This window comes from Mucilaginibacter sp. Mucisp73, assembly GCF_059491465.1.
Window position 1 is genome coordinate 3,693,582 of record NZ_CP168507.1, and the last position, 19,085, is coordinate 3,712,666.

The 19,085-nt window shown below is 42.1% G+C and carries 19 protein-coding genes; 9 read left to right on the forward strand and 10 right to left on the reverse strand.

The features are described from left to right. Window positions 1–94 precede the first annotated feature (94 nt). Window positions 95–3,376: a PAS domain-containing hybrid sensor histidine kinase/response regulator gene (locus tag ACEN82_RS15315; protein WP_413321243.1), complete on the forward strand. Its 3,282-nt coding sequence runs from the start codon at window positions 95–97 to the stop codon at window positions 3,374–3,376. 376 nt (window positions 3,377–3,752) lie between these two features. Here the strand turns inward: ACEN82_RS15315 and ACEN82_RS15320 are convergent, their stop codons facing one another. Together ACEN82_RS15320 and ACEN82_RS15325 are read right to left on the reverse strand one after the other, a co-directional pair. Next, window positions 3,753–4,286, reverse strand: a complete 534-nt coding sequence (locus ACEN82_RS15320; RefSeq protein ID WP_413321244.1) for a DUF3347 domain-containing protein — start codon at window positions 4,284–4,286, stop codon at window positions 3,753–3,755. A gap of 7 nt (window positions 4,287–4,293) precedes the next feature. Then, window positions 4,294–5,541, reverse strand: coding sequence for an ABC transporter permease (locus tag ACEN82_RS15325; RefSeq protein ID WP_091171548.1), 1,248 nt, complete (start codon window positions 5,539–5,541; stop codon window positions 4,294–4,296). 260 nt (window positions 5,542–5,801) lie between these two features. On the opposite strand from ACEN82_RS15325, the gene queA reads away from it, so the two are divergent. Together queA and ACEN82_RS15335 are read left to right on the forward strand one after the other, a co-directional pair. Next, on the forward strand, window positions 5,802–6,851 hold the full coding sequence (gene queA / locus ACEN82_RS15330) for a tRNA preQ1(34) S-adenosylmethionine ribosyltransferase-isomerase QueA (protein ID WP_413321245.1): 1,050 nt from the start codon (window positions 5,802–5,804) through the stop codon (window positions 6,849–6,851). Window positions 6,852–7,175: 324 nt separating this feature from the next. After that, window positions 7,176–7,904, forward strand: a complete 729-nt coding sequence (locus ACEN82_RS15335) for a 2-C-methyl-D-erythritol 4-phosphate cytidylyltransferase (RefSeq protein WP_413321246.1) — start codon at window positions 7,176–7,178, stop codon at window positions 7,902–7,904. A gap of 41 nt (window positions 7,905–7,945) precedes the next feature. On the opposite strand, the gene ACEN82_RS15340 is transcribed toward ACEN82_RS15335, so the two are convergent. The 3 genes from ACEN82_RS15340 to ACEN82_RS15350 form a co-directional block, all read right to left on the reverse strand. Next, complete coding sequence (locus ACEN82_RS15340; protein ID WP_110585189.1) at window positions 7,946–8,095, reverse strand: lmo0937 family membrane protein; 150 nt, start codon at window positions 8,093–8,095, stop codon at window positions 7,946–7,948. A 111-nt stretch (window positions 8,096–8,206) separates the two neighbouring features. Then, entirely contained in the window at window positions 8,207–8,428 is a 222-nt protein-coding gene (locus tag ACEN82_RS15345; RefSeq protein ID WP_002996718.1) for a DUF2795 domain-containing protein, read from the reverse strand. A 94-nt stretch (window positions 8,429–8,522) separates the two neighbouring features. Next, on the reverse strand, window positions 8,523–9,071 hold the full coding sequence (locus ACEN82_RS15350; protein ID WP_413321247.1) for a cob(I)yrinic acid a,c-diamide adenosyltransferase: 549 nt from the start codon (window positions 9,069–9,071) through the stop codon (window positions 8,523–8,525). A gap of 241 nt (window positions 9,072–9,312) precedes the next feature. Here ACEN82_RS15350 and ACEN82_RS15355 point away from each other — a divergent pair, with 241 nt between their 5' ends. Both ACEN82_RS15355 and ACEN82_RS15360 read left to right on the forward strand, forming a co-directional pair. After that, entirely contained in the window at window positions 9,313–10,338 is a 1,026-nt protein-coding gene (locus ACEN82_RS15355) for a chitinase (protein ID WP_413321248.1), read from the forward strand. A gap of 72 nt (window positions 10,339–10,410) precedes the next feature. Then, window positions 10,411–11,034 (forward strand): hypothetical protein, encoded by a 624-nt coding sequence (locus ACEN82_RS15360; RefSeq protein ID WP_413321249.1) that lies wholly within the window; start codon window positions 10,411–10,413, stop codon window positions 11,032–11,034. A 138-nt stretch (window positions 11,035–11,172) separates the two neighbouring features. Here the strand turns inward: ACEN82_RS15360 and ACEN82_RS15365 are convergent, their stop codons facing one another. From ACEN82_RS15365 to ACEN82_RS15385, 5 genes are all read right to left on the reverse strand, one after another. Beyond that, window positions 11,173–12,822 carry a serine hydrolase domain-containing protein gene (locus ACEN82_RS15365; RefSeq protein ID WP_413321250.1) on the reverse strand — a complete coding sequence of 550 codons (1,650 nt, stop codon included), beginning with the start codon at window positions 12,820–12,822 and terminating at the stop codon, window positions 11,173–11,175. A 58-nt stretch (window positions 12,823–12,880) separates the two neighbouring features. After that, entirely contained in the window at window positions 12,881–13,696 is an 816-nt protein-coding gene (locus tag ACEN82_RS15370) for a helix-turn-helix domain-containing protein (RefSeq protein WP_413321251.1), read from the reverse strand. Window positions 13,697–13,751: 55 nt separating this feature from the next. Next, window positions 13,752–14,492, reverse strand: coding sequence for an ABC transporter ATP-binding protein (locus ACEN82_RS15375; protein ID WP_090524482.1), 741 nt, complete (start codon window positions 14,490–14,492; stop codon window positions 13,752–13,754). 179 nt (window positions 14,493–14,671) lie between these two features. Then, window positions 14,672–15,058, reverse strand: coding sequence for an Asp-tRNA(Asn)/Glu-tRNA(Gln) amidotransferase subunit GatC (gene gatC / locus ACEN82_RS15380; RefSeq protein ID WP_413321252.1), 387 nt, complete (start codon window positions 15,056–15,058; stop codon window positions 14,672–14,674). A gap of 40 nt (window positions 15,059–15,098) precedes the next feature. Beyond that, window positions 15,099–15,854 (reverse strand): lysophospholipid acyltransferase family protein, encoded by a 756-nt coding sequence (locus ACEN82_RS15385; RefSeq protein ID WP_413321253.1) that lies wholly within the window; start codon window positions 15,852–15,854, stop codon window positions 15,099–15,101. Between the two features lie 37 nt (window positions 15,855–15,891). Here ACEN82_RS15385 and trpS point away from each other — a divergent pair, with 37 nt between their 5' ends. The 4 genes from trpS to kdsB all read left to right on the forward strand — a co-directional run bounded on the left by trpS (window position 15,892) and on the right by kdsB (window position 19,047). After that, window positions 15,892–16,887 carry a tryptophan--tRNA ligase gene (gene trpS, locus ACEN82_RS15390; RefSeq protein WP_129567516.1) on the forward strand — a complete coding sequence of 332 codons (996 nt, stop codon included), beginning with the start codon at window positions 15,892–15,894 and terminating at the stop codon, window positions 16,885–16,887. 125 nt (window positions 16,888–17,012) lie between these two features. Further along, on the forward strand, window positions 17,013–17,627 hold the full coding sequence (locus tag ACEN82_RS15395; RefSeq protein WP_090524476.1) for a deoxynucleoside kinase: 615 nt from the start codon (window positions 17,013–17,015) through the stop codon (window positions 17,625–17,627). Window positions 17,628–17,641: 14 nt separating this feature from the next. Then, window positions 17,642–18,316 carry a hypothetical protein gene (locus ACEN82_RS15400; RefSeq protein ID WP_413321254.1) on the forward strand — a complete coding sequence of 225 codons (675 nt, stop codon included), beginning with the start codon at window positions 17,642–17,644 and terminating at the stop codon, window positions 18,314–18,316. Continuing rightward, window positions 18,313–19,047 carry a 3-deoxy-manno-octulosonate cytidylyltransferase gene (gene kdsB / locus ACEN82_RS15405; protein ID WP_413321255.1) on the forward strand — a complete coding sequence of 245 codons (735 nt, stop codon included), beginning with the start codon at window positions 18,313–18,315 and terminating at the stop codon, window positions 19,045–19,047. Before ACEN82_RS15400 ends, kdsB begins: the two co-directional genes overlap by 4 nt. Window positions 19,048–19,085: the final 38 nt, after the last annotated feature.

Sequence of the window (19,085 nt, forward strand, 5' to 3'; positions counted from 1 at the left end):
TATTAATAACCGCTAATATAATTTACTGTTTGTAAAAATTTTCGGCCAAATTTATTATTTTACAACCTGTATTTGTGCTTATAGACGTTAATAATTGATTAAAAAATTACTGCAAAACATGTCGTTAAAAGGTAACTCATTGGTAATGATCCAAAACCAAGCTACCGTTTATCGCCTTTTACTCATAGGCTTATTTATTGCAAGTCCCTCGTTACACTATCTTTGCTTCAACAATTCTTACGATCCTTTTTGGCTAAGGGCTATAAACTGTTTTTTGTGTGTTATCACGCTATTTTTTTCTTTCATTAATAATAAGGTTTTTTATAAAGCGGGGATCTTTGCCACCGTTTTGTCTTTCCTGGTCATAAACAACTGCATTTTACTTGGCAAAAACGGATTTGAACATGTGTACCTGTTTAGCGCAATAACCATTTTTATTGCGTTAACCCTTTTTTGCAAAAAAAGCAGGGAATTCATAATTATCTGCGAAGCTAACCTTGCAGCTATTATAACCGCCTATTTTACCGCGCCCAGGCTTGCCATTTCGCCCGCAGTGCTGATCGTACTTATTTTGGTTTTCACTGTAATAGCCTATGTCTCATTTTTAGTGGTGATGGCTTATCAATACCAGCTAAAAAATGCTGTTAATAACGTGATGAAGCTTAACCAAAGCCTTATGGTTAATGACGCCAAGCTGCGTGAAAGTCGTAATCATCTCAACGCGCTCATTAACTCGTTAAATGACATCATTTTTGAGTTTGATGAAAACAAAACCTGTATTAATGTATGGTTTAATGAAATGACCGAGCGCGTAGTTGATCCGCGGATAGCGATTGGCAAAACACTCGATAAGGTAGTGGGCCCGCAAAAAGCTGAAAAGTATGACAGCGCTTTAAACTACGTAATAGAAAACCGCAAACCCATATCAATAGAGTTTTTATCTGATTACGACAGCGGACATTCCTTTACAGCTAACTTTACCCCCGTATTTGATAAAACAACAGGTTATACCGGCCGGATCTCGGCTTCAGTAGTGGATATAACCGAACAAAAGAAATATGAACGGGCCCTTAAAGAAAACGAAGACCAGTTACTGGAAGCTCAAAACATTGCTAAAATAGGCAACTGGTGGTATGACCATGAGAGTAAGGAAACATTTTGGTCGGCCAACCTCAATGCCCTGCTCGGGATTGAAGATATCCCCACCGGCATGAACCACTTTCAATATTATATAAGCCTGGTACATCCTGACGACAGGGAGAACGTTTTTGAATACCTTGCATCCATCCGTACAACAGCACAAAACCAACTTGAGCATAAATTTATCACACCGGCGGGCAACTTAAAATATATCAGGATCCAACGCGGCGAAAAGAAATTGCTGTCAGACACAGTTACACGCACATTTGGCATTATCCAGGATATTACCGAGGCCCGCCTTGCCGATAAAGCAGTTAAACTAAGCCAGCTTGAACTGATGGAAGCCCAGGCCATTGCTAAAATAGGCAACTGGAAATATGACGTAGCGTCGCGTCGCCTGTCCTGGTCGGAAGAGTTGAACGGCATTTATGAGCTTGACCAGGATACCTCTTCACGCCAGCGCTGTTTTATAAAGTTGCTGCTTAAGCATGTACATCCTAACGACAGGTTTATTGTCAGGAGCTTATTGCGTAACGAGTTAAGCAACATGGATTCATCCTATGAATACCGCATCATAACTACTGGCGGCAATATCAAACACCTGAGTATTATAGCCGGCAAACGCCTTTATAATGAAGATGGCAGTGTACGTAAAATTATAGGCACCCTTCAGGATATTACAGAACGCAAACAGGCTGAGCTTGATTTCAGAAACGTCGAAAGCAAATACCGACAGGTATTAGAAACTGTTAATATGATAGCAATAACTGTTAACGACAGTGGCATTGTTACCTTTTGCAACAAATACCTGGCAAACCTGGTAGGATATACCCAGGCCGAGATCATTGGCATGAATTGGATGGACAATTTTATTCCCGATGATCTGAGAGATTTTTTAACGAGCTGGTTTATAAATGACAGTTTTTTACCGCATTACATTAACCCTATTATTTGCCGTAACGGCGAGCAACGGATCATAAGCTGGCAAAATACGGTTTTTTATGACGAAAACGGCGTTTTTAAGGAGACCACAGCGCTTGGCGAAGACATAACAGACCAGGAGAAAGCACGACAGGACCTGATCTGGGCCAAAGAATTGGCCGAAAAGTCGTCTAAGTTCAAGTCGGAATTTTTATCCATCATGAGCCATGAGATCCGCACGCCGATGAACGCGGTTATTGGTACAACCAACCTGCTGCTTGACGAAAACCCAAGGCCAGAACAGATGGAATACCTCAATACGCTCAAGTTTTCGGGCGAAAACCTGTTGGCCATTATCAATGACATTTTAGATTATAATAAGATTGAGGCTGGCAAGCTGGAGCTGAATAACTCAAGGTTCAATATTCACCAGCTAATCCATAAAATAAAGCAATCTTTTGAGCCAAAGGCGGCCGAAAAAAAACTGACGCTTGAATTGATAGCAGACGATACCATTCCCGGAGATTTAGTGGGCGATGCCATGCGGCTGAGCCAGGTACTTAATAACCTGATCAGCAATGCCATTAAATTTACACATGCGGGTAAGGTTATTATCCGGTTGGATAAGGATGTGATAACCCCAAACACCGTTAATATTAAATTTGCAGTTACCGATACAGGAATAGGCATTTCGCCCGAAAGCTTCAACATTGTTTTTGATCCTTTTATGCAGGACCAACAGGTAATTGATAATGACTATGGAGGTACCGGTTTAGGCCTCGCTATTACCAAACGGCTCGTTGAACTGCATAAAGGCACAATTGCTGTATCAAGCGAACTGGGTAAGGGTACCACATTTAGTTTTGCTATAAACTTTACCCTCGCTCCTGAGGTCGCTGCCATGAAACCGGTTGCTGTTGCGGCGAATGCTTCAGACAACAACTTACAGGGCATGAATATTTTAGTTGTTGATGACAACAAAATGAACCTGATGATAGCCGGCAAATTTTTAAGGCGCTGGAATGCCCAGGTTCAGGAAGCATCAAATGGGCAAATAGCTGTCGACCTGGTTAACCAAAACTCTTATGATCTTATTATTATGGACTTGCAGATGCCTGTTATGGACGGCTTTGAAGCAACGGCGATGATTAAACAAACACAGCCCGACTTGCCCATCATAGCCCTCACGGCCGATGCCATGCCCGAAACCTACCAACAGGCGCTGGAAGCGGGTATGTGTGATTATCTGACTAAACCTTTTGTCCCGGAAGTACTGTACAGCAAATTAGCAAAACATATCAAACAATCAGTGTAACTTCGGATTTCAGATGTTCGATTTGGGATCGAGGCGAAAGGTAAAAGTTTAAAGGCTAAAGGTTTAAAAACCTCCGCTATTCGAAGTCCCCGTTATTCGAAGCCTATGACTTCGAGTGAACTATGCCAGGAGTTTGTAACTCCAGCCCTACACACTAATGAAATCATATCACAATAACCTATGTATTTGGTTTGCAACCACATACATAAATCGCCCGTAGACTTCGTCTACGGGCGGCGAACCGATCAGTATGCAAATCGCTTTAAAATATCATAAAATCCTTCAATCATGGTTCAAAATAAAAAAAGCGACAGGGATCGCCTATCGCTTTAAATATCATCAACTTAATCAGTGTAATCAAGAAGGATCAACGGTCTTAGTTAATCTGTTCCTTCACAGTTCCGCACTCTTTCATGTGCTCCGGAAAATAGGGGTTTACAATTGGTTTTGTTGACGAAAGCCAGTACCCTCCTTTTCCTCCATCGGCCATCGGGCAAAAGTCAACATAAATTGGCGCCGACTTGAATTTCGCACCTTTTACCAAAGCGATAACATCTTTACTTAATACCAAAAACGCCTCGCGCTGGGCTTTGATATCTGCTGCATTGCTTATCTGGTGCGCCACAGCAGCTGTTTCGCTGCAACCTTTTATACCCGAAAGCTTACCTTCCAAAGCTGTAGCAGCTGTTTTTATGCCGGCTGGGTCTGATTTAATAAACTCATCTTTTAAAGCGATATAAGCCTTAAAAACATCACTGGTGTTACCTGTATCTGCAACCTGGGCTTCGGCCGCAGGCTTGGCAGCAGCAGTCGTATCCACTTTAGCAGTATCCTGTTGTTTGGCAGGCTGGTTACACGCAGCGGCAACAGCTAAAGCCGCTAAAAAACAAAATCCTTTAATTATTTTCATATTACAATTAGTTTGTACGGATAGCTTCTACCGGGTCCAGTCTCGAGGCCGAATACGCGGGAATAATGCCAGCTATCACTCCTATTATAATTGAATAGCTTAAACCCCGTGTAACGTTAGCAGCATCAAGTATTACCTGTACATCTAAAGCGGCCTTTACGGCAAACGTGGCCAGATATACAAAAAACAACCCAATGATCCCGCCCACAAAACAAAGCAAAACCGATTCAATTAAAAACTGCAATAATATGAAATAGTTTTTAGCCCCTAATGATTTTTGTATCCCTATGATATTGGTGCGTTCCTTTACCGATACGAACATGATATTAGCGATACCAAAACCACCAACTAAAATCGAGAACCCACCAATGATAGCACCGGCAATGTTAACCACTTTAAAAAGATCGTCGAGCTGCTGGGTGATCATGGTTGTACGGTTTAGCGAAAAATTATCATCGGCTCCGGGCCTCAGCCTCCTGATAGAACGCATAAGTCCTTTGATTTCGCTTTCAACATCATCGGTCGGGATGCCTTTCTTACCACGCACAATAATTGAAGGACCATATTTTGAACTCTGTATATCAATTAAGTTGCGGGCAAAGTTAAGGGGCAGCAGCACCTCCTTATCTGTAGAGATACCAAGCATATCCTTACCCTGTTTTGAAAACACGCCTACAATGGTCACATACCGCCCCATCACCTTAATCTGCTTACCTACGGCATCGCCATCGGGGAAAAGGGCCTGGGCTATATCATAACCGATATCGGTTATAGGCGCACCGGTTTTTGATTCCATTTCGGTAAAGTAACGACCACTCTCAAGGTCAAAATTCCAGGTTTTGTCATGATCCTGTGATGCAGCGTCTACCTGGGCGCCTTCAACCGTGTTGCTTTTATACTTTATGGTGCGGTTATCAATATTTATTTCGTATGATAATGCCTCGGCGGTTGTGATACGGCGCGAAAGTTCGTTAAAATCGCGAAGGTCAGATTCAGGCCTTTGCAGGTATTTCCACCAGGGGAAATCGCTCCCGCCCACCCAGGGCCACTTTTGCACATATATACTGTTATTACCCAGCTTATTAACACTATTTTGCAGGTTATTACGCAGGGTATCAACTGCCGATTGTACAGCTATGATAGTAAATATACCAATGGTTACCCCAAGCAATGACAGCAACGTACGTGTTTTGTTCTGCCGCAGGGCATCGCCGGCAAACAAAAAACTTTCCCTTAAAAGTTTTAAAAAAAGCATATAACTTATTTTGATCTTACTTGTTAATCAATCCTAATTGCACGGTTAAAGCGTGGAGGTAATAATAATATAACGGGCGCTTTTATTACTGATACGTTAAGCCGCCTGCCAATATTTTTTTAGACAGCAGTACATGATTTAAGTTACAGTATTTTGTAATTAATATAACGGTAGTGTAATAAAACTGCTTCTTAAAAAAATCTGTTAAATTAACAAAAAAATTCGTACATTTGCGCCCTTGAAAATTCATAAAAACAAGCATGAAATTATCTCAATTTAAATTCAACTTACCTGAATCCCTTATCGCCCATACACCCTCTGCCACCCGCGATGAATCACGTTTAATGGTTTTACACAAAGATTCGGGCAAAATTGAGCATAAAATATTTAAAGACGTGCTGGATTATTTTAATGATAAGGATGTAATGATCCTTAATAATACTAAAGTTTTCCCTGCCCGTTTATATGGCAACAAAGAAAAAACCGGTGCTACCATCGAAGTATTTTTGCTGCGCGAATTGAATAAAGAACTACGTTTATGGGATGTACTGGTTGATCCGGCCCGTAAAATACGCGTAGGTAATAAATTATATTTTGGCGATGACGATTTGCTGATTGCAGAAGTTGTTGACAACACCACTTCACGCGGCCGTACCATCCGCTTTTTGTTTGACGGTACCGACGAAGAATTCCGTCGTAACGTTGAAATTTTAGGCGAAACACCACTGCCTAAATACATTAAACGCAAAGCTACTGCAGAAGATAAAGAGCGTTACCAAACCATCTTCGCTAAACATGAAGGCGCCGTTGCTGCTCCTACTGCCGGTTTACACTTTAGCCGTGAGCTTATGAAACGCCTTGAATTAAAAGGTGTTGATTTTGCGGAAGTTACTTTGCACGTTGGTTTAGGCACCTTCCGCCCGGTTGAGGTTGAGGATTTAACCAAACACAAAATGGATTCGGAGCAATTTATCATTGAGCAAAAACAAGCTGATATTGTAAACCGCGGCATTGAACGCAAAGCACGCATCTGTGCAGTTGGCACAACTTCAATGCGTGCCATTGAATCGGCTGTATCGGCAAACAAAACCCTGAAAGCTGCTAACGACTGGACCAGCAAATTCATCTTCCCGCCGTATGATTTCAGCATTGCCAATTCAATGATCACCAACTTCCATACCCCTGAGTCAACACTGTTGATGATGATTTCGGCATTTGGCGGTTACGAACACGTAATGAATGCATACGAAATTGCCGTAAAAGAAAAATATCGTTTTTACAGCTACGGTGATGCGATGTTGATCATCTAATCTTTTTAGATTTGAGATATAAGATTTGAGATATGAGGCTATGGTTTCATATCTCATTTTTTTTGTAGTTTATTGGGTCTGAGACGTTAGATGTGAGATTTGAGACATTCTATTTGTTTTCAGATCTCATTTTTTTACGAGCAATTTTGTTAGATATTCATGTCCCCTCAGGGTCTCTCGCAGAGGACCCTGAGGTTCATTTCGTTCTAAGTATCTGACAGGATAAATTTAGAATAGCGGATATGAGATTTGAGATGTTAGACAATAGTCTAATATCTCATTTTTTTTGCAGGCAATTTTGTTAGATATTAGTCGAATAAAGCCATGACAGCCTCCAATCTCACATCTCATATCTCACATCTCACATCTCAAAACAAAAACTACGTTATCATAGTAGCAGGAGGTTCAGGCAGCCGGATGCAATCGGCGGTTCCTAAACAATTTTTACTGCTTAACGGTAAGCCCGTATTAATGCATACCATTGAAGCCTTTGAGAAATCGGAGGCGAAACCAGCCATTATACTGGTTTTACCAGCAGCTTACCATACTTACTGGCAGCAATTGATTCAGGAATATTCATTTACCATTTCCCATCAGTTGGTTATGGGCGGAGAAACCCGTTTTCATTCGGTAAAAAACGGGCTTAACCTGATTACCGATCAGGAAGCCCTGGTTGCTGTACAGGATGCTGTACGGCCGCTTACTGCACCCTATATTATTGATGAAGCTTACCAATGCGCCGCTAAGTATGGTACAGCCGTAGTGGCCGTCAAAAGTCGCGATTCGATACGCCAGGTAAAAGAAGGGCGGTCGGTAAGCCTGGTCAGGGATGAGATTTACCTGGTGCAAACCCCGCAAACCTTCAGGGCTTGGCTATTAAGAAAAGCTTATGAACAACCATTTGATACCAGGTTTACAGATGATGCCAGCGTTGTTGAGCAATATGGCGCCGAAATAAAACTTACCGAAGGCAATCATAGCAACATCAAGATCACCTTTCCCGAAGATATCGCCATTGCCGAACTGCTTTTAAGCAAAAAGCCACAGCTATAAAGTCTGCGGCTTTTTCGATTTGCAATACAAGGTTAAATTTGTTACGCCCGTCTGATTACACCTAAAAGTACAGCTATGATAGCTATTACCAATAGTATGTGAATCAAACCACCCCCAAATGGGTGTATAAATGCTCCAAACAGCCATCCTATCACCAGGATAACAGCGATAATGTACAATAAACCTCTCATTTTGTTATGTTTTTAGTAGTTAAGTAAATGTGTAATTACCCATACCAAAACCATTCCAAAATTAGCGGTTAATAAAAAAAACCCTCATTGCTAAGGGTTTCATTATCGTGTTTAGTACTCGTCTTCATTAAAGAAGAAGTCGTCTTTAGTCGGATAATCCGGCCAGATCTCTTCTATGTTTTCGTACGGTTCGCCATCGTCTTCAAGTGCCTGAAGGTTTTCGATAACCTCAACAGGAGCGCCTGAACGGATAGCATAATCAATTAATTCATCTTTAGTTGCGGGCCATGGTGCATCTTCCAGGTGCGATGCCAGTTCAAGTGTCCAATACATCGTTTTTATTTATATTTATAATTATCAGTAAAATTTACTTTTTCGCAAAAGTATAACATTTTCAAATTGAATATCAATATTTTTTTTCAATTTTTTAAACCCGTGGTATCCACTGATTTTCAGCTATTTTATTAGTATTAGCAATTTTGCGGGCCAAAGTGAACAAGTAATCACTCAACCTGTTCAGATAAATATTCACTTTTTCATCAACTGTACTTTCTTCAGCAAGCTGAACGGTTATCCTTTCGGCACGGCGGCAAACACATCTTGCAATATGGCAAAATGAAATCACATTACTGCCACCCGGTAAAATAAAATGTTTAAGCGCCGGCAGGCTTTCATTCATGGTATCCATTTCCGTTTCCAGCATTTCCACATCACTCATGTGAAGGTCCGGAATAATCATCCGTGACCGCTCAGGGTCGGCTGCCAGTGAAGAGCCAATTGTAAACAACCTGTCCTGTATCTGCTTCAATACCTCCTTATCATGTGCATCAATATCCTGATCACCAATAAGCCCGATGTACGAATTAAGCTCATCAACCGTACCATAGCTTTCAATGCGGATATGATGCTTGGGCACGCGCGTACCGCCAATTAATGAGGTAAACCCTTTATCGCCCGTTTTAGTATATATTTTCATACTTAATTTAACAAATAAGCCGCCAACAATCAGGCTACAAAAAAGCCAACTCTGATTATCAAGCAATTAAAACCAAGCCCGATAAATCTTTTTTTCATGATTGGTGTTATTTCAAATCTATCATCTTAAATTTTGTATTTCATAACACTTTAGCATATTTTTTGCCAATAAAGTGTAATTTTTAATATGTTAGCTTAAACTTGCATCCGTGATATCATCAAACATACTTAGCGTGAAACTCATGAAACCGATCATATTATCATCAAAGCTGCTCTCCTTATCGCTTATCATCCTGCTTTCAACCTGCTTCAGCTGCGGCGGCAACAGTAAAAGTAGCAGTGGCAGCGACAGTAACAAGGCGGTGGCAGATAAACCGGCCCCTCCTAAAGTAAGCATGGCCAGTTTATTAAGCGAAAAACAATTTAATGATCTTTTTCCGCAACGTGATAAATTTTATACTTATGCTGCCTTTATCAAAGCAGCCGATGAGCTTGGTATGATCAGTATAAAAGTAACCCGCCGGGCAACATCCGTTTACCAGTTGATACGTACCGATAAAAAAACAGGCAAAAAGGCCGTTGTACGCCAGGATGTTGATTGGAACGAAGAATGGGCCAAAGCCAAACCAGATAGCACCTACACCATTGACTATGGCAATTTCTGCACCGAATACAATGCCGATGTAAATAAAAAAGAGCTCGCTGCCTTTTTTGCGCACATTGCCCACGAAACCCGTCATGGCATGAATGCTTCTTATACAGATGGCCTCATGCTGATCCACGAAAGCAATACCAGCTTGCCTTACGTTGCCGAAAATGATGAATACCCACCCGTGGCCGGTAAAAAATACTATGGCCGCGGGCCGATGCAATTGAGCTATAACGGCAATTACGGCTATGCTTCGGATTGTATTTTAGGCGATGATAAAATATTGCTCCAAAATCCCGAGATGGTAGAAACCGACCCGGTGATGGCTTTCAAAACCGCCATCTATTTCTGGATGACGCCCCAAACCCACAAACCATCGGCGCATGATGTGATGACCGGCAAATGGCAACCCAATGCAGAAGATAAAGCCGAAGGCCGCACACCTGGTTTTGGTATGACCATTAATATTGTAAACGGCGAAGTAGAATGCAATAAAGGCGAAAACATGTATAATATGAACGACAGGATTGGCTTTTACCAGTTTTTCCTGAAGAAATTAGGGATTACCGATGCCAATTGCGCTTGTTCGTGCGGCAAAATGAAGCCTTATCATTATTAACGGCTGTTTTTTTGAATTTCAAAGCAAAAAAGTTATTATTGTATTAGCATTTACAACACTAAACTTTAACATTTGGAATCCGCTATTGAAAACGCCGGTTTGTATCCACCGGCAACCGACCAGTTTGGTGATATCCTGGCCAGCCTGAAAAACAGATTCAGGATTGAACAAACCGGGCATATTGATTTTCATTTAGAACAGTTTAGCATTTTCAAAGACTATCTCGACATTAGTGTAAAAGAATCATATGCTATAAAAAATAAAAATAACGATAGCTATATGCTATTCACCGAATGCCAGTCAAAACATATCGGGCATCATCACGGCAAGGCTGTAACCTACACACCATATCAAACCTGGGCACTGGCTTATTTAAAGCATGATTTTGGCCGGGTACTCATCAGGCGCGAAACATTGGTTGACAAGATCATTGAACTGATCCATCCGGTTGAGCTTGATTTTGCCGAAGACAAGGCTTTTAGTGACACTTTTTATATGCTGGTAAGCGACCGCCAAAAAGCAATTACCGGGGCCGATCGTAATTTCCGCAATGTGGTAATGGATATCAGGCTGGATGATTTTGTAATAGAGATTGTTGAGCATACCCTCATTATCGGTACTACCCACGCCATATCTGCAGAAAAAGCTATGCACCTGGCAGAGTTTGTTTCGAGGCTGTGTACCACCTGCGATTGAGCATACAATTTAGATGTGAATAGTAATAACAGCAGCAGATAAAATAATTCCCGTTGTTTGTAGAGACGCATAATTGCGTCTCCCGTAACCTATCCCTACAATATATTCGGTGACGCATGTTATGCACCTCTACAGCAATCATTTTAATACCGCCGGTAAAATATAATCCCTCATCATTTTATCAACCTGCGAATGCGCGTAGGGCGTGTTGTAAGCCTCGGCGGTTATAATAACCACCAGCGGCTCATCGGTAAAAACAAAGATCTTGTTGCCGCCATTGCCTGAGCAGTAGTAAGTTTCGTAAGCTTTGTTGTTTACCGTATAGGTTTTGTTCCAGAACAGGTAACCGTAAAAGCCCTCACCTACCACATCTTTTGGTAACGTAAGGTGTTTGGTAAATGATTCCTTAACCCAGTTTTGCGAAATTACCTGTTTGCCATTCCAAACACCGCCATTTTTATACAATTGCCCGAATTTGGCATAATCAAGCGAGCGCATTTGCAGGCCGCCCGCGGTATTGGGTACATTCTGCGGTGTGTACTGCCAGCGATAATCGCTGATGCCCAATGGCTTGAACAGCTTTTCGGCCGAATATTTATCAAGCCCGCCGGGCACTGATTTATTCAGGATATCGCCCAATACCACCACGCCGGCTGTAAAATAATTCCATTGTTTACCTGCTTTTTTATTGCTGTCTGTTTTAAGGCCAAGGGTAAATTTGACCCAATCATCGGTGGGGTACATATTTTCTTCATTCCCCGGCGAATCACTTTGGTTATCATCCGCGCCAAAAACAGAGCTCATGGTAAGCAGGCTTTTTAGTGTTACATTTTCTTTTTGAGGCGAGTAGTTACTGAACTTTTTAAGGTCGTAAAACTCCTTTAAGGTTTGATCAACGCTTTTGATATAGCCATCATGAACTGCTATCCCCATCATGGCCGAAGCAAATGTTTTACCAACCGAACGGGGATTGTGCAATGAATCGCGCGCGCTGCCGTTAAAATACTCCTCAATTAGCAACTTGCCGTTCCTGATCACTACCACGCTGGTGATCTGTTTAAACCTGTTGCCGGCAATAAGGGCATTCATCTCCATGACCTTCTTTTTATCAAAATCATCTTTTGATACCTGCCAGCCGCTGCCGGGTTTTATAGTTTGCAATTCGGCATCTTTTAGATCAATTGCCGGTACGATAAACCTAATCCCTCCCTGTGCTATCGGCTCACCTACTTTCAAATCAGGGACAGCAACATAGGGCCTTACTTCAATTTTGAGCCGGTGCGTACCTGTAGTAAGTGCATCTTCCCCGCCATGGGCCATAAACCGCCCCCACAAAAAGCGTCCCCATGAATCTTCTCCCCGGTTACTAATGAGCGGAACAAAAATGGTGGTTTTTGTATTTTTTACGATAGGCAAATTGGCCCCTTTATGCAGGTTTTCCTGGTAAACCTGCCTGCCATCTACATAAAAAACAAACTGAAAATTCCCCCCGTTCAATTGTTCAATACTTAACGACGGCGCTAAGCTATGCTGGTAATTGGTTAATGAATTGGCCAGCAAAAGCCTCATGTACAAATTATTGGCAGGTTTAGCCTCATAGCTTGTTAACAGATCGGTTTGTTCCAGTTTTTCAAGCGGGATAGTATCTGCCTCAAAAACAACCTTACCCATATTGGCTTTTTGAAGGGCGGAGGTTATAGGTTCAGGTTCGATGATATTGCCCGCCTGCGCGAATGTTTTACAGGCGGTTGTAAGTATAATGGAGATTATGAGTAAATAACGTTTCATTTTAATTGTTTAGATATTACAAATCTGCTTCTATCAACACTTTCAAAATAGAACAGAATTAACATGGCCTTAATAAAAACTTACGATATGCCGACGGATTACTGCCGCCAAACTGTTTAAAGCAACGTAAAAAATGGCTTTGATCGGCAAATCCGCAGGCATAGGCGATATCTGTTAAGGATAACCCGCCATCTGCCAATAAAGCGAACGATTTTTCAACCCTGAGCTTGCGGATATATTCGCCCATAGTACAATTGAAATATTTTGAAAAATTACGGGATAAATGAACCGGATGAAGCTGTAATAATCCCGAAAGTTCGGTAAGCGTATGTTTTCGGGCCGGGTCATCTCCCAATAATTCCTTTAGCTTGTTAACCCAGGCAGGAATTTGCCGTGAGGTGCCAGTATTATTTACCTGCATTTTATTGAGCGTTTGCAGCAATAACATTTCTACAGTCATTGCGGTCAGCTCATCACAAATCTTTGATTCTTTAAAAATCCGGTATAAAATAAATTTCACATCCGGGTCCTGAATGGCAAAGCTGCCTTCCAGTTTATCCTGTTTTAAGGCCAGGTTATCGAACCAGCGCTTTTGCAATTCAATATGAAAGCCCCGGGTAAAACCTTTGGGCTTGATGTTATAATGCGGATCATGCCAGTTATGAAACAGCAGGCTGCCTGCCGGGCAATGATAAACTTCCTTTTTATTACCCTCAATAACATTACCGGCCAATATAAAAGTGAAGTAGGCATTTTCATGGTAATGCCAGTCTACCTTATCAAGGGTATATTCGGTATCAGTTATGGTGATACCCTGTAAATGCGTTGTTTGATTGGTTTGCCCGTAGAAGCTGCCTGTTTGTAGTTGTTTCACGGCGAAGATTATTGAAATAATAAACGCTATAACTCCCCCTTCAGCGGCCGGGGGCTTACACCTCCTCTACCCTGCGGTCAACGGTTTGAACATTGGTATTAACGTAGTCATTCTCTATCAACCCGTCGCGCATCCTCACTATGCGGTGGGCGTGCAAGGCAATATCTTCTTCGTGCGTTACCAGGATAATGGTATTACCTTTGGCGTGGATATCTTCAATAAGGCCCATGATCTCGATGGATGTTTTGGTATCAAGGTTACCTGTTGGCTCATCGGCCAGTATAATGGATGGATTATTGATCAGCGCCCTTGCCACGGCAACACGCTGTCTTTGCCCGCCCGAAAGTTCATTGGGTTTGTGATCCATACGGTGACCAAGGCCAACATTTTTCAATGCATTGCCGGCACGTTCCTTACGTTTTTCTTTATTAACGCCGGCGTAGATCAGTGGCAGCGCCACATTATCCAAAGCAGTATTACGGGGCAGCAGGTTAAAAGTCTGGAACACGAAACCAATTTCCGAGTTACGTACTTCGGCAAGCTGGCTATCGGTCATGTGGCTCACATCTATTCCGTTAAGGATGTACTGCCCTTTGGTTGGGGTATCCAAACAGCCCAAAATATTCATGAGGGTTGATTTGCCGGAGCCGGAAGGGCCCATCAAAGCCACAAATTCGCCTTTGTTAATAGAAAGCGAAACTGACTTAAGTGCGTGGATCACCTCGGCACCTATTACATATTTACGCCCGATATCTTTTATGGTTATTAACGGCTTGGCAGTATTTATTGGCTCCATGAATTATTTTTTGTTTGGACTGCACTGGGGTGCCGAATGTTACAGTGGTTTTTATTTTTAGTGGTCGGTAGTCCGTAAGTCCGATGTCCGCAAGTTTTTAGTCTAACTTACTACCGTCTTAACTTTCGGACTTCTCCGACTTACCGACTTTCGGACTTTCCCGACTTTCGGACAAAAAACTATTTCTCAATCACCTTGGCCACCAAAAAGTAGTCTTCGTCATGCTTAGGGGCATTTTCCAAAGCTTCTTCGTGGGTAATTTGTTGTTTAACTACGTCCTCTCGCAGCACGTTGGCACCGGTGGTCATATAAACCAGTGGTTCAACACCCGTGGTATCCACCTCGTTCAATTTAGCCATAAAATCAAGGATCTTGCTCATATCCTTCATCGTATCCTGTACTTCGCTTTCAGTAAGTTCAAGGCGGGCCAGGTGGGCTACTTTTTCAATGGTTTCTTTATCAATGGTCATGCCTGTTGTTTTTTGTTTTATAATAGCGTGATCCTCATCGCGCAGTGCGCCGGCATTATCCATGCTTAACTGGGCCGCTTCAATGGGTTTATGCACAAATATATTACAAATTCCCGGTCTGCTATCATATTATTGACTAAGCCAGGGTAGAAACAGCGCCTTCAAACATTAAATCATTGTTCATAATCTCAAATACCTCATCCCGTAAAGCATCGGCATCGTCAATACTCAGGTGTGCCGTTTCAATAGGCTTATGAACCTTAAATTTAGAGATCCCTGGCCTGCTGCCGTGCTTAATGCCGGTATCCCAAAGTATTTGCCAGGTATTGGCCGATGATACCGGGATAACAGGTATTTTCAGCTCAATAGCCAGCCTGAAAGGACCATTTTTAAACGGGCAAAGCTGCGGAGGATAATGATCCGAAATTCCGCCTTCGGGGAAAATGATAAGAGAAACGCCTTCCTGTAATTTCTCGGATGCTTTTTTAAACGCCCGGAACGACGACATTTTACTATCACGGTTAACAGGAATATCCACCGTACGAAAAAACAGACCGGTTACCAGGCCATTTTCCAGCTCATGTTTGCCCATAAAACAGCAATTGCTTTTAACCAGGATACACATAGCCGAAATATCAAGGTTTGAGGTGTGATTAGGACAAATGATATAAGGCCTGCTCCAGTCAATCGGTTGTTCATATTCAAAATGGTAAAATATGCCTACAAAAGCAGAACTCACTAATCCCCAAAGCCTTCTGAATGAATTGAGCGTATGATAGCGTTCGGGTTTACGCGAAAAATAATAGAAAAAAGGCCATAATATAACGTAGCCCAGGGCCACGCTCACAATGTAAAGATATACGTGTACTTTTCTCAATATCATTTTCATCATTACCAAAAATAGAAAAATTCCTTACTTTCGCCACACTATGGAGACTGTTGTTAGTGGCATCCGTTCGACCGGAAACTTACACTTAGGAAATTATTACGGGGCGTTGCAAAACTTTATAAAAATGCAGGATGAATACAACTGCTTTTTCTTTATTGCCGACCTCCACTCGTTAACTACACACCCTACGCCTGCCAACTTACATGGCAACGTAAAACAGGTGCTGATAGAATATTTAGCCGCGGGCATCGACCCGGAAAAGGCTACCATATACGTACAATCGGATGTTCCGGAGGTTACCGAATTATATCTGTACCTGAACATGAACGCCTATTTGGGCGAACTGGAACGAGCAACATCATTTAAAGACAAGGTGCGCGCCAATCCCGAAAATGTGAACGCCGGCCTGCTTACCTATCCGGTTTTAATGGCGGCGGATATTATTATCCACAAAGCTACTAAAGTGCCTGTAGGTAAAGATCAGGAGCAGCACCTTGAAATGGCCCGCACTTTTGGTAACCGTTTCAACAGGCTTTATAACCATGATTATTTCCCCGAGCCTTTTGCCTTTAGCTTTGGCGAAAGTTTGGTAAAAATTCCGGGATTAGATGGCAAGGGAAAAATGGGCAAATCAGAAGGCGAAGGCAATGCTATATTTTTGGGCGATACACCCGAAGCCATCCGCAAAAAAGTAATGCGCGCGGTAACCGATAGCGGCCCTACCGTTGAAAACCAGCAAAAACCACAGGAGATCCAAAACCTGTTCGATTTAATGAAGGTTGTTTCAACACCCGATACACTTGCCCACTTTGACGAGCTTTATAACAAAATGGCTATCCGTTACGGCGATTTAAAGAAGCAGCTTGCCGAAGATATGGTACTGGCAACAGCCCCTATCCGCGACAGGATCAACGCCATTGCCAACGACGCCGATTACCTGCGTAAAGTAGCCGAAATGGGTGCCGAAAAGGCCCGTGAAAGCGCGTCAAGAACGATAAGGGAAGTTAGAGAGATCATCGGCTTCAGGAAATTTTAAATAGCGGGTTTTGATAGTTCATAGTTCATAGTGTATATTAGTCGGAGTTCATTTCAAAACAGCGGGTGTTCTTCGTTAAAAACATCAGCTATGAACCATGAACTATAACCCATGAACTAAAATATATGCACTTAGCTATTGTAGGAAATATAGGCGCCGGAAAGACCACCCTTACCGAGATGCTGACCAAAAATTACGGATGGGACCCTTTGTATGAAGCAGTAGATAACAACCCCTATTTAGAGGATTTTTACAGCGACATGAAGCGCTGGAGCTTTAACCTTCAGATCTACTTCTTGAATAGCCGTTACCGCCAAATCATCGATATCCAAAAAAGCGGGCATAATATTATACAGGACCGCACCATTTACGAGGATGCCTATATTTTTGCCGAAAACCTGCATGATATGGGCCTGATGACCACGCGCGATTACGAAAACTACGAATCAATTTTTCAAAATATCACCGAGTTTATTAAACCGCCCGATCTGTTGGTTTACCTTAAAGCATCCGTACCTACCCTGGTAAGCAATATTCAGCGCCGCGGCCGTGAGTATGAAATAGGTATCCGTTTAGATTATCTTTCAAAACTGAACGAAAAGTATGATAAATGGATCAACAATTATAAATTGGGCAAACTCCTTATCCTTGATAAAGACAATCTTGATTTTGCTAACAATACCGAGGACATGGCTACCATTGTGAACTTGATTGAAAGGGAGATTAACGGGTTGTTTTAATAGTTTAATAGGGTATGAAGAAGTTTTTGATCTTCGCTTTATTATCTATTCTTTTATTCTCCTGCGAACATAGTTCAGAAAAACAAGTAAATATCAGCACATGGCATCTGCTCAGTTTAAATGGTTTCAAACTATGGTTGCCTCCTAACTGGCATTTCCAACAGGAACAAGGCATAGACTCTTTTGTAGGTAGAATTATTGCTCCAACCGATACTCTTGCTTTCGAAATTAGTTCGATGGGATATGCTAATCACTTATTACTATCAGAACAGGAGTATATAAAAACTAACGATTGGCAACGCGGATGTGATTTTTGCGATAGAGAACGTACATATAGTAACGCCCCCAATATAAAAGTCAAAATTTCAATACATAAACCTACCGCTAAGCAAAAAAGCAAATTTCCTAAAGCTGACTATATTGCAGATATGCTTACCAAAGATAGTACAGTGTATATTCCGATAGAAATCCCTGCAGAGATAAAAGATCACAACTTTAATGAAGAGTCGAAACGAGATTTTATTGTAAAAACAGTTTGGCCAAAAAATCCTTCAAAAGGAATTACTGGTATTTATTATCAAAGTAAATCATCAACTTTAAACTTCCAACTATCAGGCAGTAATTTATCAAAGCAGGATCAGGACTTAGCTTTGCAAATGTTTAAAACCATTGTAATAAAAATCAAATGAAAATCTTAGGCATTATTCCCGCTCGTTACGCATCGTCACGTTTTCCCGGTAAACCATTGGTTGATATCGGCGGTAAAACCATGATCCAACGCGTATATGAGCAGGCAAAAAAATGCCGGAGCCTGAGCGAAGTTGTCGTGGCTACCGATGACGACCGGATCTTTAACCACGTAAACGGTTTTGGCGGCGTTGCGGTAATGACAGGTACCAACCACCAAAGCGGCACCGACCGTTGTGCCGAAGTTGCCCGCCTGCACCCCGGGTATGACGTGATCATCAATATCCAGGGCGATGAGCCTTTTATTGACCCTGAGCAGATCACCAAATTAACAGCCTGCTTTAACGATCCTGAAACCCAACTGGCCACTCTTGTAAAAAGGATCCTGACCGAGCAGGAACTGCATAATATCAATTCGCCCAAGGTGGTGATCAATAAATTATCCGAAGCTATTTATTTCTCCCGTGCTACCCTGCCCCATATCCGCGGCCAGGAGCCCGAGAACTGGCTCGAATTTCACACCTTTTTTAAACACATTGGCATTTACGGTTATCGCGCAGACATCTTGCAGGAAGTTACCAAACTACCGGTATCCCCGCTTGAAAAGGCCGAGAGCCTGGAGCAGCTTCGCTGGATAGATAATGGTTACCGTATCAAAGTGGCCGAAACCGAGCTGGAAACCCATGCCGTTGATGTGCCTGAAGATCTGGAGAAACTGAAGTTTGATATATAGTTTCTGATTCAACCCTCCCAATAGATTAACACTTCCCG

Coding starts and splice junctions, on each gene's coding strand:
- ACEN82_RS15335 (WP_413321246.1), top strand. CDS start 7,176: ATGACAGCCTCCAATCTCACATCTCATATCTCACATCTCACATCTCAA.
- ACEN82_RS15325 (WP_091171548.1), bottom strand. CDS start 5,541: ATGCTTTTTTTAAAACTTTTAAGGGAAAGTTTTTTGTTTGCCGGCGAT.
- ACEN82_RS15385 (WP_413321253.1), bottom strand. CDS start 15,854: ATGATGAAAATGATATTGAGAAAAGTACACGTATATCTTTACATTGTG.
- ACEN82_RS15350 (WP_413321247.1), bottom strand. CDS start 9,071: ATGAAAATATATACTAAAACGGGCGATAAAGGGTTTACCTCATTAATT.
- ACEN82_RS15355 (WP_413321248.1), top strand. CDS start 9,313: ATGAAACCGATCATATTATCATCAAAGCTGCTCTCCTTATCGCTTATC.
- ACEN82_RS15345 (WP_002996718.1), bottom strand. CDS start 8,428: ATGTATTGGACACTTGAACTGGCATCGCACCTGGAAGATGCACCATGG.
- ACEN82_RS15395 (WP_090524476.1), top strand. CDS start 17,013: ATGCACTTAGCTATTGTAGGAAATATAGGCGCCGGAAAGACCACCCTT.
- queA (WP_413321245.1), top strand. CDS start 5,802: ATGAAATTATCTCAATTTAAATTCAACTTACCTGAATCCCTTATCGCC.
- trpS (WP_129567516.1), top strand. CDS start 15,892: ATGGAGACTGTTGTTAGTGGCATCCGTTCGACCGGAAACTTACACTTA.
- ACEN82_RS15365 (WP_413321250.1), bottom strand. CDS start 12,822: ATGAAACGTTATTTACTCATAATCTCCATTATACTTACAACCGCCTGT.
- ACEN82_RS15375 (WP_090524482.1), bottom strand. CDS start 14,492: ATGGAGCCAATAAATACTGCCAAGCCGTTAATAACCATAAAAGATATC.
- ACEN82_RS15400 (WP_413321254.1), top strand. CDS start 17,642: ATGAAGAAGTTTTTGATCTTCGCTTTATTATCTATTCTTTTATTCTCC.
- ACEN82_RS15320 (WP_413321244.1), bottom strand. CDS start 4,286: ATGAAAATAATTAAAGGATTTTGTTTTTTAGCGGCTTTAGCTGTTGCC.
- ACEN82_RS15340 (WP_110585189.1), bottom strand. CDS start 8,095: ATGAGAGGTTTATTGTACATTATCGCTGTTATCCTGGTGATAGGATGG.
- kdsB (WP_413321255.1), top strand. CDS start 18,313: ATGAAAATCTTAGGCATTATTCCCGCTCGTTACGCATCGTCACGTTTT.